Below are 14,336 nucleotides of genomic sequence, written 5' to 3'. Positions count from 1 at the left end.
CTATGCGTGGCCAGCACTGGCCGATAGAACAATGGGATCAACCCCAAGCGTTTTGAGTGCGGCACTCCATTTTTCAGTGTCACCCTCGCCAAAAACAATGGCAGGATCAGCGTCCGTCGTCAGCCAACCATTTGATGCGATTTCGTCTTCTAGCTGCCCCGGCCCCCAGCCCGCATAGCCAAGCATAATGAGCATTTGTGCAGGCCCCTGCCCCAAAGCAACATCTTCGAGCACATCCAAGGTCGCGGTCATCGCAAACGCATCATTCACAACCAGAGAGTTGACCTGCGATTCATAGTCTGCCGAATGCAAAACAAAGCCGCGCTGGGTTTCAACCGGCCCTCCAAAACGCACGGGCAGTTTTGCATGCGGCGCATCTGCTGTTTCAATATCCAGCTGTTCAAGAATATCGCCAAGCTTCACACCGGGTGCGGTCTTATTCAGAATCAGCCCCATCGCACCATCTTCGTTATGTGAGCACAGAAAGATGAGTGAATGTTCAAACCGGGGATCTCCAATGCCTGGCATTGCAATTAAGAGTTTTCCGGTAAAATCCATGGGCAGTGCTTTCATTTATTCCATTTAAAGAGTCTCTCTCATCACAATGGCGCTTGCACAGGATACGCGCAAGCATTTCGCGTGGTTATCAAATCTACGCGACCTCACATACCGCTCACGCAGTCGTCTCTTGGCTTTTTCGCAAACACAGCGCACATCTAAACCTATGACCCATCGTTTCGCATATACGCTCGCCGCCCTCATCGTCAGCAGCTCGCTGGCCGCTCTTCCCACGACTGGACAGGCACAGGCTGTTCCTGATGATCTTGTGCAGCTGGATATTCTGGATGGCGGCACCACAAAACGCGGAACGGTGCTGGGGGCATTGCGTGTCACCCTAGCGCCGGGGTGGAAAACCTACTGGCGTATCCCTGGAGAGGCTGGCATTCCACCTTCCTTCACCTGGAAAGGTTCAAAAAACGTGGGCAATGTTGCAATCACATGGCCCACGCCTGAAGTCTTTGAAACCTCGGGCATGCAGACCATCGGCTATCATGATCAGATGATCTTACCGGTCGAGATCACGCCACAGAATTCATCAAAACCCGTCAAGTTAAAGGGACGTATGGGCCTTGGCGTGTGTAAAGATGTCTGTGTTCCTGCTGAGCTATCTTTTTCGCATGAATTAAATGATGCAGCCGAACGGAATCCTGCAATCGTTGCTGCGGTTGCAAGCCGCCCCTATTCTGCCTCTGAAGCTGGCGTGAAAAAGGTAACATGCAGCATGGCCCCCAGCACATATGGCATGAAAATCACCGCACGGATTGCTATGCCATCAGCGGGTGGCACTGAGGTTGCCATTATCGAACCGGGTACAAATGCCTATGTTGCGGGCGAGGCGAAATCACAGCGTGAGGGCAATACGCTTTTGACAACCGCTGAATTTTACCCGATTGAAACAACCGGCGCGGCTATTGACCGTTCCGCTGTACGCATTACGGTGCTGGGCGAAAAACACGCCGTCGACATCAAAGGTTGCTCTGCTGGATGACATCTCCCAAACGCCCGGTTCTGGGTACGATTGCCGTCGTGTGCCATCTGATTGAGGGGCGGCCTCATGTTATTTTGATACAGCGCGGCAAAGATCCGAACAAAGGCGCATGGGGGTTTCCCGGCGGTCACGTCGAATGGGGCGAAACGGCCGAAGCTGGCGCTGCCCGCGAATTGCGCGAAGAAACCAGCGTCATCGCCACGCCCGTAGATATTCTGACAACATTAAATGTTATTCGCTCAAATGCGACGGGTGAGGTCGTCAGCCATTATCTGCTCACCGCTGTCGCATGTGACTATGTGAGCGGGACACCTCATCCTGATGATGATGCTGCGGATGCACGTTGGGTTGCGGTGGATGATCTTGCCGCCAGTGATCTTGGCCTTCTGCCACAGGTGATTGAAGTGGCCAAGGCGGCTCAGACCCGGTTATTATCACGAATCGATAGCGTATAGGCCATCCCACCTACACCGTAGGCCAGCGTACAAATAATCAACGCCCCCACAATAAAACTTGCAAATGCCGCCTGCATATGCGGCAATGCTGCAAGCGCTGGGACCACGTCAAGCAATGTGTGAAACACGCTTTGTGTGGCCAGAGCATATCCCATCGTTAAAGCAAACCATGTGAGGAGTGCGACCGTCGCCCCGAACATCAAACGCTGCGTTTTCTTTGCACGCGTTGCGTAGCGCAAAGCCGCTAGAGGACGGCGAATATCGTCCTGAATGGCGACCAACGCAGGCACCACCAGCAGAACAAGAAACATGCCAAAACCCAACCCATAGACAAGCGTAATCACTGTCGGCTTCAAAAACTGCGCCTGTTGCGAGGTTTCATACATCAAAGGTGCGAGTCCCAGCACCGTAGTAAGCGTGGTCAACAGCACCGGGCGCAATCGATCTGCAGCGCCTTCCACAATGGAGGGGAGCAATCCACGTGTTTCAGCATACTCATCGATGGTTGAGACCAGAACGATCGAATCATTGATAATAATTCCCGTCATTCCCAGCAGTCCCACGACAGTAAACATGGATAGCGGCACTTCCCAAAGATAGTGTCCCCAGATTGTCCCGACCAAACCAAACGGAATAATCGCCATCACCACCAAAGGCCGGGTCCAGCTGGCAAAAATCCACGCCAGCACCAAGTAAATTCCTGTCAGGCAAAGGATCAAACCATTGCGTGCATCAGCCAGGAATGTATCTTCCTGCTCGCTTAATCCTGACATCCGCCATTCAACCTGCCGCGTACTGGCGATCTCGGGCAAAATCTCTTCTTGCAGGCGCTGCATGATCTCTTCAGCCCGGGCTGGATCATCTTCGGAAATATCACCTGTGACCGATATCAATCGCAGGCCGTTTTCACGCTGTACAGTCGAGAAGCCGCTGCGTCGTGTCACAGACACGATGTCTGCCAAAGGCACATAAATCCCATCTGGCGTGCGCATCAATGTGCGTTCCATGAAATCTGCACTAAGTTCATCACGCGGCAATTCCACACGAATAGCAGCACTTCGTGGCCCATCAGGATAAGTTGCCGCCTCAATCCCGCCCAAACGGTTTCGCAAAGCGCGCCCCAACGCATCAATCGTGAAATTAAGCGCCTGCCCCTGCGGGGTCAGATCAAGGATCAACTCTTCCTTGTCATAAGCCAGATCATCCTGCACAGCTGAAACTTCGGGAAAACTGGCCAGTGCAGTCTGCAAATCTTCTGACGCTTGTTTGAGCGTTTGAACCCCTGCCCCAAAGAACTGCACATCCAGTGCATCTCCCCCCGGACCAGATCGCCAGCCGCGAAAACTGACGACTTCGGCCAATGGATGGCGTTCGACTGCGTCCTGCAGATCCGCAACAAAGGCAAAACTGGAATAGGGTCTCAGATCCGCATCGATCAACTCAATCGAGATCCCGCCAAGCAGATCCCTGTCTTTGGTTTCAACACCGCCAAGACCGCGTCCAGCATTGCCGCCAATTTCAGCCATAACGAAATCAACTGGGTTGGTGCCATAGCGCTCTTCATAGTCACGCGCCAAAGCCTCTGTTGCGCGCTGCATTTCCCGCATCATGGCAAGGGTATCAGCGCGGGTTGCGCCCTCAGCCATAGCAAAGTTGCCAGTGACAGAACCGCGTTCAGGCGCGTTGAAAAATCGCCATTTCACATCCCCGCCAATAAACAATGCCGCTTGTGATGCCAAAAGAACAACCGCCCCTGCAACAACTGCATAGCGCGCACGTACCACCAAGGCCATCAGTGGGCGAAAAAGCTTTTCTCGCCCCCACAAAAAGCCCCGATTCACTATTCGGTTTGGCCAATCGTACCAATTGCCCTGCTGCGCATGGGCCAGTGCATGCGCCATGTGGTTGGGGAGGATCAAAAAGCATTCAACCAAAGACGCGGCCAAGACAGCAATGACTGTCAGTGGAATATCCCGGATCAGATCCCCGAACCGCCCACCAATCGCCGTGAGGCCAAAAAACGCAATGATGGTTGTAAGCGTTGCTGCAATAACGGGCATCGCCATACGGCGTGCTGCATTTTCGGCAGCTTGTTTCGGGCTTTCTCCGAGACGGCGCGCGCGAAAATCTGCATGTTCCCCCACCACGATGGCATCATCCACGACAATGCCCAACGTGATGATCAACCCAAACAGGCTAACCATATTGATGGTGAGCCCGCCAACATACATCAATGCCACTGCTGCAAACATCGCAGCCGGAATACCTGCAGCCACCCAAAAAGCGATGCGCACGTTCAAAAACAAAAACAACAGCAAGACAACAAGGCCAAGCCCCACAAGACCATTGTCGAGTAAGATATTCAAACGGCCTGAAATGGCTTCGGCACGGGTGCGGATCAACCCTGCAGAAACACCTTCTGGCAGGCTGGTCTGAAAGCGATCTACCACCTCTTCGACAACGCCCTGCAATCGAATGGCATCCCCTTGATTTGATCGATCAACCCGGATCGACATCGCCGCATCTTCGCCCACGAAATAAGAGCGTTCGCGTGCTACGCCTTCAACACGGATTTCAGCAAGATCTCTGATGGTAAGTGACGAACCATCAGGATTTACCCGCAAAACAATCGCTTCCAGTTCGTCCGGGCTACGTCGCTCCTGACCGGTACGCACGCGTGCATTTGCACCAGTCACATCTCCCGCAGGATCCGCATCCGCGCCAGCCGCGATTGCCGCTGCGATTTCAGCCATGGATATATCATGCGCGATCAAACGCGCGGAAGGGACTTCTACAATGGTTTCGGGAGCCGCAAGACCACGAATGGTGGTGCGCGTTACACCAGCCTGAAACAGGCGTGCGACCAGTTCATCCGCAAAACGTCCAAGCTGCTCTACATCGACCGGCCCAGTGATCACCACATCTGTCACCCGGTCACGCCAGATGGTCCGGCGTACTTCGGGATCCTCCGCTGTTTCAGGCAGGTTGTTGACTGTATCAACGGCAGCCTGCACATCATCTGCAGCGCGTGCCATATCCCAGCCTGGTTCAAACTCCAGCAGAAGGGTTGCGCGCCCCTCGCGTGAGGTGGCCGAGCTCTCGCTCACACCGTCAATGGCGATCAGCGCAGGCTCCAATACTTGGACAATCGCGTTGTCAACATCCTCTGGCCCCGCGCCGTCCCACACCACACTAACGCTGACACTCTCAGCGATCACATCTGGAAAAAACTGTGCACGCATATTGGGGATAGCGGCCAGACCACAGCCCAACAACAAAACCAGCAATAGGTTTGCCGCCGTCCCATGACGCGTGAAGTATGACAACAGGCCCCCGGCCCGTGTGGTTAAGGCCCGTGCCATGATACTATCCTCCCATCCGGGATTCGATACGATTGACAACAGTTGCAGGCACCTTGGCCTGTGTCAGTTGCCCCAGAACCCGCGCCTTGGCTTCAGCGGGCATGCGCGTATTTCCTTCGACAAACGCGACCAAACGCGCGCGCTGTTCTTCACTCAGCTCTATCATCTCAGGCTCGATGGCCTGCAGCGCCTCATTTTTCATACGCAAGGGGCGCACACGAATGCCGGTGCCCAAAACAGGTGTGCGTGCAGCCACAATATCCCTTCCAGCGATACCGACACCGCGTATCAGAATATCATCGCCCTGGCGGCGCACGAGTTCGACAGCCAAACGCTCTAGCCGGTTGTCATCACCCAGCGCCAGAACCGTGCCATCTGCGCCAAGCGCCGCAGACGGAACCCGAGCAACGGCATTCACCATGGGTTCCTTGACAGAAACAGAAACAAAATCCCCTGGTTTAAAACCCGGCGACGTTGACAGGCGTGCAAATATCAGACGACCAGACTGCCCCTCACCTGCCGCGCCACTGTCGCGCGAAATTTGCCCGGATGTCATCAGATCACTATCCGCGGCATCTAGGTTCACCGTCACGGGCAGCGCTAAAAGCGCACCATTTGCCCCCAGCAGGCGGGCATATTGCGCAGTTGAGACGCGAAACGAGACTTCAAGGCTGCGTGGATCAATCAAATCCGCAAGTTTTTCATTTGCGGAAATCAAGCGGCCTTCAACCAGTTGAACCTCTTGTAGCGTACCAGAAAATCCAGCAACAACTGTTGTGTCCGCCACATCCCGTTCAGCACTCTCAACCGCGATTGTCGCGCGTGCCTGACGGGTCGCAGACTGATCGATACGCGCTTCAGACTGGCTGAGCGCCTGACGACGAGAAATAACCGCCTGGCGGGCTTGTGCGGCCGCAATCTCTGCCGTTTCAACGGTGGCTTCGGTACCAACCCCGCGTTCTCGCAGATCGTTCTGGCGTTCATAGGCACGTTGGCGCAGTTCTGCTTGCTCCATTGCGGCCTGCAATTCTTCGCGTGCAAGACCCAAAGCACGCTCCGCCTCGCGAGCCTCTGCATGTGCATCCTGCAAATCTGCTTCGGCTTCGGCAAGGGTCGCGCGGGCATTGGCGGGGTCTAGACGCACCAAGACATCTCCCTTTGCAACACTGCCGCCCTCTTCAAAACGATCAGAAAGTTCAATCACCCGCCCCGAAACGGGCATTCTAAGTTCCAACCGCCTGCGACTGTCGATACGGCCAAACGCCTGCAAATCAGGTGCAATGTCCTGCAAATCGATCGTGACAACATTCACAGCAAACACGCGTTCACGCTGCGGACGCGTGGGTTGTTCGGATCCAAAGCGTGCTTCAATCGCACCAAACACCAATTGCCCCGCATAGGCCAAAAGCCCGCAAGCAAGGGACAGGAAAAACAGCCCTGTTATGCTTTGGCGCAAAAATCGCATCTTCATGCCTCCTTAGGCCATCTGGCTTTCCGCTTGCCGCCCTCAAATGCGGCACGCAAACCCTGATGTTTGTTACAGAGATTACGACGTTACACGCCAAACAGATCTATTTCCGTCGCTGGTGTTCAGATAATCTGGGCATGATTTCAACAAAGTTACAGGGGCGATGCCGATAGTCGAGCTGTTTTGATAGGATGTCATCCCATCCATCTTTGCAAGCGCCGGGACTTCCCGGCAGCGCAAACATATAGGTGCCACCTGCAACTCCTCCTGTTGCACGCGATTGCACTGCGCTTGTTCCAATCTTTTGCATAGAAACGATGGTAAACACCGTTCCAAAAGCATCGATTTCTTTCTCATAGACATCCCGGTGCGCTTCTACGGTGACGTCGCGCCCTGTCAAACCCGTACCACCGGTGGAAATCACGACATCTACATCTGGATCAGACACCCAACGACGCAGCTGTTCCGCGATTTCGGCGCGTTCGTCAGCTAAGATTTTACGATCCGCCAATTGATGACCTGCCGCCTGCAACCGATCAACAAGCACCTGCCCCGAACGATCATCCGCAAGGCTGCGGCTATCTGAAACCGTCAGGATCGCAATGCGTACGGGTATAAATTCTTTCGCATCATCCATGCGTGACATTGCTCAACTCCGCTTTAATATCCAGCCAGTATTTCCGTGGTTTCATTGATAATCCCGTCACCACTCGCAATGGTCTTTCCTTAAAAACTTAGACCAAACGCGCTTTTAGTTCCAGTAAGTCAGCCCAAGCCTGTCGTTTTTGATTAGGTTGACGCAAAAGATAGGCTGGGTGGAACATTGGCAATACCGGTTTTCCCCACGCCTGACCCCAATTGCCCCGCATACGGGTGATCCCACGTTTTCCGAGAACCGCCTGACAACTGATATTCCCCATCAAAACCAAGACATCAGGCTTGGCCAAGGTGACATGGCGCTCCAGAAATGGCACCATCATATTAATTTCAATAGGCAAAGGATCCCGATTTTGTGGCGGCCGCCAGGGCAAGACATTGGTGATATACACATTGTCAGAGCGACTTAAGTCGATAGCGCCAAGCATCCGATCCAGCAACTGCCCTGCGCGGCCAATAAATGGCTTGCCTTGTAAATCCTCATCGCGTCCCGGGGCCTCGCCGATGATCATTACCCGTGCACCGGGTGTGCCATCGGAAAACACCAGATTTCTCGCGCCTTTTTTTAGATCACAGTGTTCAAAACGCTCCATCAAAACACGAAGCTGCTGCAGATCCATCGCTTTTGCTGCCAAAGCTTTGGCCTCAGCAACAGGGTCAATCTCTTGTGGCCGAAGAATTTCAGGTGCGGTTGGTTTCGCGGGTTTGGGCGCTGCAGCTTGCAAATCATAGCGGTTCACTGGCGCGTCAGCCAAAGCTTCCGTCGCGCCCAGCTCCATCTGCCATTCTAACAGCGCGCGCGCGCTCCAATAATCCAATGCCGATTCCATAGGTTCAGACTACCGCGCCCGCGCCCTGAGGAAAACCACTTGCATGCCTCCTCCAATCAAAACGAAATTCCATAAAACACAACATTGCCGGGCCGAACCTGCACGCCTATAAGGGCGCAAAGCCAGCGGAGCCCACCCATGACATCTGCCCCTACCTATTTTCGCCAGAACCACCTTCTGGGGATCGAGCCTTTGCACCCGCTTGAGATCACCGAAATCCTTGATCTTGCGGATAGCTATGTAGATCTGAACCGTCGGGCCGAAAAGCATGCGGACGCCCTGCAGGGACTAACGCAGATCAACATGTTCTTTGAAAATTCGACCCGCACGCAGGCCAGCTTTGAAATCGCCGGGAAACGTCTGGGTGCAGATGTCATGAACATGGCCATGCAGGCCTCTTCGATCAAGAAAGGGGAAACCCTGATCGATACGGCGATGACATTGAACGCGATGCATCCCGATCTATTGGTGGTGCGGCACCCGCATTCTGGTGCGGTGGATCTGTTGGCACAAAAGGTAAACTGCGCTGTCCTGAATGCGGGCGATGGCCGTCATGAACATCCAACACAAGCACTACTGGATGCGCTGACCATTCGGCGGGCCAAAGGCCGCCTGCACCGTCTGAACATCGCGATTTGTGGCGATATTGCCCATTCACGGGTGGCGCGGTCTAACCTGATCCTGCTGGGCAAAATGGAAAACCGTATTCGCTTGATTGGCCCTCCGACGCTGGTTCCAAGTCAATTTTCGGAATTTGGCGCGGAAATCTATGACGATATGCGCGAAGGCCTTCAGGATGTGGATGTCGTCATGATGTTACGCCTGCAAAAAGAGCGCATGGACGGCGGTTTTATCCCATCTGAGCGAGAATATTATCATCGCTACGGTCTGGACGCAGAAAAACTGGCATTGGCCAAACCAGATGCAATCGTGATGCATCCTGGCCCGATGAACCGCGGCGTGGAAATCGATGGCACGATTGCGGATGATATCAATCGTTCTGTTATTCAGGAACAGGTGGAAATGGGCGTCGCAGTGCGTATGGCAGCCATGGATCTTTTGGCACGCAATCTGCGAAATCGCGGTGAGGCCAAATAGTAAATGACCAAGGACGCGATCCATATTTCCGCTGAAGAGCACGGACGTGTCCGTCTGTTTGCTTTGGATATGCGCCCTGAACAAATCGCGTTTCTGCGAGATGAGCCGGGCGCGCTTGCGCAGCTTTTACAGATCAACACGCTTGATATGGCACAAGTGGATGTGTTTCACACCAAAGATCTAGAAGGCCTTGGACTTGCAGGTTACCTGAGTGAGGGTTGTGGCATTGCACGAAGCGATCTGGATACTGCGAGGCTCAACACGCTGTCAGGTGCCATGATGGCGATCCGCAGCCGCGCCTTTGAGGGACAAGCCTGCGATCTGACTCTCTCCCCTTGCATAACGCTGGTGGAAACATTTTCTGAAGAAACAGCAAAATGGAGTGCAAGGGCGATGGAAACGCCAGCTGCAGCCAAACCGCACATGCCGCAACCAAAGAAAACCACCCCCAGACAAGCCCGCGCGGAAGCCCGGCGTATTGGTGCCACACTGTTTGGATTTGTCATGGCACTGATTGCACTAGGGCTTTTCAGCCTCTTGTTCTGACCCAACCGCCCCTGTCTTTTTCTGTCTTGAAACGAGCCCCGGATATGACCCTTTTCTTTACAAACGCCCGCGTCATCAACCCAGAGGCCGGAACCGTCAGCCCCGGCGCTTTACTGGTGAAAAACGGGGTTATTGACAGTGTTCTGCCCGCAGATGCGCCCGCCCCGAAAGAGGCTGAAGTGATTGACTGTCTGGGAAAATACCTCGCTCCTGGCATCGTGGATATCGGCGTGAAAGTCTGCGAACCCGGAGAGCGGCACAAAGAAAGCTATAAATCAGCTGGACTCGCTGCGGCTGCGGGAGGGGTGACAACCATTATCACCCGTCCCGATACAACACCTGCGATCGACACGCCTGAAGGGTTGGAGTTTGTCACCCGGCGGGCGCAGGCGGATGCACCGGTGAACGTGCTGCCAATGGCAGCACTCACCAAGGGGCGCGCAGGCCGCGAGATGGTAGAAATCGGCTTTTTACAAGACGCAGGCGCGGTGGCGTTTACCGATTGTGACCATGTTGTCAGTGATACCAAAGTGCTGACCCGCGCGCTGACCTATGCCCGCTCCTGTGGTGCCTTGGTGATCGCCCACCCACAAGAGCCGATCCTTAGCAAAGGTGCTGCTGCCACCAGCGGAAAATTTGCAGTCCTGCGCGGGCTTCCGGCTGTGTCTTCAATGGCCGAACGCATGGGACTAGACCGGGATATTGCCCTGCTCGAAATGACAGGGGCAAAATACCACGCGGACCAAATCACCACCGCACGCGCCCTGCCTGCGCTGCAACGCGCCAAAAACAACGGCTTGGATATCACGGCAGGCACTTCAATCCATCACCTGACGTTGAACGAATTGGATGTCGCAGATTACCGAACGTTCTTTAAAGTAAAACCGCCCCTGCGCTCAGAGGAAGACCGTCTTGCTGTCGTAGATGCTGTGCGCAGCGGGCTTATTGATACCATTTCATCGATGCACACCCCGCAAGACGAGGAAAGCAAACGACTGCCATTTGAAGAAGCCGCAGCAGGCGCTGTTGCTCTTGAAACGCTGTTGCCCGCCGCTTTGCGCCTTTATCATTCTGACCTTCTAGACTTACCCACATTGTTCAAGGCCTTGTCATACAATCCCGCCCAACGTCTGGGGCTGGCATCTGGGCGTGTTGCAGAAGGCGCACCGGCGGACTTGGTGCTTTTTGACGCAGATGTACCTTTTGTACTGGATCGCTTCAAATTACGCTCCAAATCGCAAAACACCCCCTTTGATGGAGCCCGGATGCAGGGCAAAGTGCTTGCAACATTTGTTGCTGGTCATTCTGTATATGCGAGAGATTGATGCCTGTTTTTGAAACTGCACTCCCTATTCTTATACTCTGGGCCGTTATCGGCTATGGCTTTGGCTCAATTCCATTTGGTCTGCTGCTTACCAAAGCAATGGGCCTTGGCAATCTACGGGAAATTGGATCGGGAAATATTGGCACGACCAACGTTCTGCGCACAGGAAGCAAAGCCGCTGCGGCGCTGACACTGCTTTTGGATGGCGGTAAGGGCGCAGCGGCGGTGCTGCTGGCGCGTTTTCTTGCAGGTGAGGATACCGCGCAATTGGCAGGGCTGGCCGCCTTCATAGGCCATTGCTTCCCTATTTGGTTAAAATTCAAAGGTGGCAAGGGTGTTGCAACGTTCTTAGGTCTCATACTCGCGCTGGCCTGGCCCGTTGGTATCGCCTGTTGCGCAACATGGCTGGTTGCTGCTGCCATCAGTCGCATTTCTTCGTTAGGTGCGCTTATCTCCGCAGCAAGCAGCGCAGTCTGGGCTTTTCTTCTAGGATTTAGCTCACTGATGAGCCTTGCCATTATTCTGGCACTGATGGTTTTTCTGCGCCATAAAGAAAACATCGCACGCTTAAGCGACGGCACAGAACCACGCATTGGGCAGAAGTGAGGAATACAAGTGCATCTTTAAATCTCGCACCGCCTGTGTTGTCATCTTCCCTGCAGGTTAGCGCTCAATCCTTTGTATCCGTGAACATCATACGAGTTTAGAATATTTTTAATTTGAACAATTGGTACAGAATTACTTCCTCAAAGAGGACAAAAAAAACTATACAAGGTGTAAATAAGATCAAAAACTGGAATGATTTCCCGTACAATTACTTTTTGATTGGAAACCATGCACACTCGCTGATTAAATTTGCACAATCACAATCAGTTGTTTTGAACTCAGAGAGCAGACTCCCCAAATTCCGTTTTGTGTCGGGCACAGCGCACCGCACTTCAAAACCAAATGCCCATATAAAAGGTTGTTTTTCGACCTATGGGTGGATGAAAAGGACCTGCAATATGAACAAAGCTAAATCACTTCTCGGCGGCATCGCATTGTCTGTTGCGCTGGCAACTTCCGCACTGGCAGCAGGCGTTGAATTGAACGCGTCTTCTACTGGCCTGGCAATGCAAGGTTATGACCCAGTTGCATATTTTACTGTAGGTGAGCCTACCAAAGGCGATTATCGTATTACCACGCTGCACAACGACGCTATGTACCGTTTTGCATCAGAAGAAAACAAAGCAGAATTTGAGAAGAACCCCGAAGCTTACCTGCCTGCATATGGCGGTTATTGCGCCTTTGGTACCGCAATGGGCTTCAAATTTGATGGTGATCCAAACTACTGGAAGATCGTTGACGACGTTCTTTACTTGAACCTGTCCAAAGACATTCAAGAACGTTGGGAAGGCGACGTTCCAGGCTTCATCGAGCGTGCAGAAGTTCAGTGGGACGAAATCGAAGACGTCGCACCTGCAGACCTGCAGAACTAAGACGTACAGATCTCCTTATTTTGGAACTGTGTGGACCGGTGGTGCCTTTGGTACCACCGGTTTTTCATACAAATAACACGCGTGAGTATAAAAAAGAAACGGCCCCCTATCGAAAGCCGCTTTAACTGTTTTAAATTAGATCTGCTGGAAAGATCAGTAGCTGTAATCAGCAAAGATCCGTGACAGATCCCCGCTCCAATCCCCATTGTAACGATCTAACAACTCATCTGCTGGGACTTTGCCAGTCTCGATGCTTTCGCTCAATGCATTGAGGAAATGGGTCTCATCAGGTACCAAACCACCCGCACCAGGGCGTGCACGGTTTTTCAAGCCCGATTGCGAAATCGCCACCACTTCGCGTGCGAGATCATGCATGTTAAGAGATCCAACTTGCGCTTGAAGCCCATCGACTGAGGCCGCGACACGAAGTTTATCCCGCGTTTCGGCATCCCAGCCTTTTACCAGATCCCAAGCGGCATCAAGTGCCGTTTGATCATACGTCAGACCAACCCAAAATGCAGGAAGGGCACACAAACGCCGCCATGGGCCGCCATCCGCACCGCGCATCTCCATATATTTCTTGATCCGCGCCTCTGGGAAGGCTGTCGTAAGATGATCGGCCCAATCGCTCAGGGTTGGCGTCTCACCGGGAAGGGCTGGCAACTTTCCTTGTAAGAAATCCCGGAAAGACATGCCCAGCGCATCAATATAAACACCGTCGCGGTAGACAAAATACATCGGCACATCGAGCGCGTATTCAACGTAGCGCTCAAACCCAAACCCTTCTTCAAACACAAAGGGCAACATGCCGGTCCGGCTGTCATCCAGACTGCGCCAGATCCGGCTCCGCCAAGATTTGTGACCGTTTGGCTTTCCCTCGAAGAAAGGTGAATTTGCGAACAGTGCAGTTGCAACTGGCTGCAAAGCCAAGGCAACGCGCAGTTTCTGCACCATATCTGCTTCAGAACCAAAATCGATATTGACCTGAACGGTGGTGGTCCGGCGCATCATATCGCGCCCCATCGTGCCCACCTTGGCCATGTAGTCATTCATCAGACGGTAACGGCCTTTGGGCATCAAAGGCATCTCGTCATGCGACCATGTGGGAGCCGCGCCAAGACCGATAAAGCCAACGCCAATCTTGTCAGCGATCTCTTTGACTTCGGCAAGATGCGTATTCACCTCATCACAGGTCTCGTGAATGGTTTCCAGAGGCGCACCAGAGAGCTCGACAGCGCCACCGGGTTCAAGACTGACGTTTGCCCCGTCTTTTTCAAGGCCAATCAGATTGCCGCCTTCGGTGACAGGTGCCCAGCCATAGGTATCGCGCAACCCTTCAAGCACCGCGAGGATTGAACGTTTCCCCTCATAGGGCAAGGGTTTCAGCGTATCTTTGCAGTAGCCGAATTTTTCATGCTCTGTGCCAATGCGCCAAGTGTCCCGTGGTTTGCACCCGGAAGCCAGGTATTCCGCCAATTGTTCGTGCCGTTCAATCGGACCGCCGCCGGATTGTGGGATGGACATCTGGGTACTCCGTCCTGTGTCTGTCTTTGAAGTATTGTGGTGGGC

Annotated in this window: 13 protein-coding genes; 7 read left to right on the top strand and 6 right to left on the bottom strand. The window is 53.6% G+C overall.

Annotated elements, in window-relative coordinates; all coding sequences use genetic code 11:
- The gene (locus BLP79_RS00910; protein WP_090215641.1) at positions 1 to 558 is read right to left on the bottom strand and encodes a YqgE/AlgH family protein; all 558 of its coding nucleotides are present in this window, start codon (positions 556 to 558) and stop codon (positions 1 to 3) included.
- Positions 559 to 724: 166 nt separating this feature from the next.
- Here BLP79_RS00910 and BLP79_RS00905 point away from each other — a divergent pair, with 166 nt between their 5' ends.
- The gene (locus BLP79_RS00905; protein WP_090215638.1) at positions 725 to 1,549 is read left to right on the top strand and encodes a protein-disulfide reductase DsbD domain-containing protein; all 825 of its coding nucleotides are present in this window, start codon (positions 725 to 727) and stop codon (positions 1,547 to 1,549) included.
- A complete protein-coding gene (locus BLP79_RS00900) occupies positions 1,546 to 2,004 on the top strand; it encodes an NUDIX hydrolase (RefSeq protein ID WP_090214841.1) in 459 nt (152 codons plus the stop codon). Before BLP79_RS00905 ends, BLP79_RS00900 begins: the two co-directional genes overlap by 4 nt.
- Here the strand turns inward: BLP79_RS00900 and BLP79_RS00895 are convergent.
- The 4 genes from BLP79_RS00895 to BLP79_RS00880 form a co-directional block, all read right to left on the bottom strand.
- On the bottom strand, positions 1,968 to 5,366 hold the full coding sequence (locus tag BLP79_RS00895; RefSeq protein WP_090214838.1) for an efflux RND transporter permease subunit: 3,399 nt from the start codon (positions 5,364 to 5,366) through the stop codon (positions 1,968 to 1,970). The two genes, BLP79_RS00900 and BLP79_RS00895, sit on opposite strands and share 37 nt — an antisense overlap.
- A 4-nt stretch (positions 5,367 to 5,370) precedes the next feature.
- Entirely contained in the window at positions 5,371 to 6,831 is a 1,461-nt protein-coding gene (locus tag BLP79_RS00890; RefSeq protein ID WP_090214835.1) for an efflux RND transporter periplasmic adaptor subunit, read from the bottom strand.
- A 106-nt stretch (positions 6,832 to 6,937) separates the two neighbouring features.
- A complete protein-coding gene (moaB, locus tag BLP79_RS00885) occupies positions 6,938 to 7,480 on the bottom strand; it encodes a molybdenum cofactor biosynthesis protein B (protein ID WP_090214833.1) in 543 nt (180 codons plus the stop codon).
- Between the two features lie 88 nt (positions 7,481 to 7,568).
- On the bottom strand, positions 7,569 to 8,321 hold the full coding sequence (locus BLP79_RS00880) for a uracil-DNA glycosylase (RefSeq protein WP_090214830.1): 753 nt from the start codon (positions 8,319 to 8,321) through the stop codon (positions 7,569 to 7,571).
- Between the two features lie 138 nt (positions 8,322 to 8,459).
- On the opposite strand from BLP79_RS00880, the gene BLP79_RS00875 reads away from it, so the two are divergent.
- The 5 genes from BLP79_RS00875 to BLP79_RS00855 all read left to right on the top strand — a co-directional run bounded on the left by BLP79_RS00875 (position 8,460) and on the right by BLP79_RS00855 (position 12,767).
- On the top strand, positions 8,460 to 9,419 hold the full coding sequence (locus tag BLP79_RS00875) for an aspartate carbamoyltransferase catalytic subunit (RefSeq protein WP_090214828.1): 960 nt from the start codon (positions 8,460 to 8,462) through the stop codon (positions 9,417 to 9,419).
- A gap of 3 nt (positions 9,420 to 9,422) precedes the next feature.
- Positions 9,423 to 9,965 (top strand): hypothetical protein, encoded by a 543-nt coding sequence (locus BLP79_RS00870; protein WP_090214826.1) that lies wholly within the window; start codon positions 9,423 to 9,425, stop codon positions 9,963 to 9,965.
- 44 nt (positions 9,966 to 10,009) lie between these two features.
- Entirely contained in the window at positions 10,010 to 11,290 is a 1,281-nt protein-coding gene (gene pyrC / locus BLP79_RS00865; RefSeq protein WP_090214823.1) for a dihydroorotase, read from the top strand.
- Positions 11,290 to 11,895, top strand: a complete 606-nt coding sequence (gene plsY / locus BLP79_RS00860; RefSeq protein ID WP_090214819.1) for a glycerol-3-phosphate 1-O-acyltransferase PlsY — start codon at positions 11,290 to 11,292, stop codon at positions 11,893 to 11,895. Before pyrC ends, plsY begins: the two co-directional genes overlap by 1 nt.
- A 398-nt stretch (positions 11,896 to 12,293) precedes the next feature.
- On the top strand, positions 12,294 to 12,767 hold the full coding sequence (locus BLP79_RS00855; RefSeq protein ID WP_090214816.1) for a YHS domain-containing (seleno)protein: 474 nt from the start codon (positions 12,294 to 12,296) through the stop codon (positions 12,765 to 12,767).
- Positions 12,768 to 12,920: 153 nt separating this feature from the next.
- Here the strand turns inward: BLP79_RS00855 and BLP79_RS00850 are convergent, their stop codons facing one another.
- Complete coding sequence (locus BLP79_RS00850; protein WP_090214813.1) at positions 12,921 to 14,291, bottom strand: glutamate--cysteine ligase; 1,371 nt, start codon at positions 14,289 to 14,291, stop codon at positions 12,921 to 12,923.
- Positions 14,292 to 14,336 lie beyond the last annotated feature (45 nt).

The organism is Epibacterium ulvae, assembly GCF_900102795.1.
GTDB lineage: Bacteria > Pseudomonadota > Alphaproteobacteria > Rhodobacterales > Rhodobacteraceae > Epibacterium > Epibacterium ulvae.
Note: the sequence above shows the minus strand (reverse complement) of the source record. Positions and strands in the feature narration are given on the sequence as shown.

What these genes read in the sequence shown, in the direction of transcription:
- BLP79_RS00910 (WP_090215641.1), bottom strand. Translation starts at nt 558, where the DNA reads ATGGATTTTACCGGAAAACTCTTAATTGCAATGCCAGGCATTGGAGAT.
- BLP79_RS00905 (WP_090215638.1), top strand. Translation starts at nt 725, where the DNA reads ATGACCCATCGTTTCGCATATACGCTCGCCGCCCTCATCGTCAGCAGC.
- BLP79_RS00900 (WP_090214841.1), top strand. Translation starts at nt 1,546, where the DNA reads ATGACATCTCCCAAACGCCCGGTTCTGGGTACGATTGCCGTCGTGTGC.
- BLP79_RS00895 (WP_090214838.1), bottom strand. Translation starts at nt 5,366, where the DNA reads ATGGCACGGGCCTTAACCACACGGGCCGGGGGCCTGTTGTCATACTTC.
- BLP79_RS00890 (WP_090214835.1), bottom strand. Translation starts at nt 6,831, where the DNA reads ATGCGATTTTTGCGCCAAAGCATAACAGGGCTGTTTTTCCTGTCCCTT.
- moaB (WP_090214833.1), bottom strand. Translation starts at nt 7,480, where the DNA reads ATGTCACGCATGGATGATGCGAAAGAATTTATACCCGTACGCATTGCG.
- BLP79_RS00880 (WP_090214830.1), bottom strand. Translation starts at nt 8,321, where the DNA reads ATGGAATCGGCATTGGATTATTGGAGCGCGCGCGCGCTGTTAGAATGG.
- BLP79_RS00875 (WP_090214828.1), top strand. Translation starts at nt 8,460, where the DNA reads ATGACATCTGCCCCTACCTATTTTCGCCAGAACCACCTTCTGGGGATC.
- BLP79_RS00870 (WP_090214826.1), top strand. Translation starts at nt 9,423, where the DNA reads ATGACCAAGGACGCGATCCATATTTCCGCTGAAGAGCACGGACGTGTC.
- pyrC (WP_090214823.1), top strand. Translation starts at nt 10,010, where the DNA reads ATGACCCTTTTCTTTACAAACGCCCGCGTCATCAACCCAGAGGCCGGA.
- plsY (WP_090214819.1), top strand. Translation starts at nt 11,290, where the DNA reads ATGCCTGTTTTTGAAACTGCACTCCCTATTCTTATACTCTGGGCCGTT.
- BLP79_RS00855 (WP_090214816.1), top strand. Translation starts at nt 12,294, where the DNA reads ATGAACAAAGCTAAATCACTTCTCGGCGGCATCGCATTGTCTGTTGCG.
- BLP79_RS00850 (WP_090214813.1), bottom strand. Translation starts at nt 14,291, where the DNA reads ATGTCCATCCCACAATCCGGCGGCGGTCCGATTGAACGGCACGAACAA.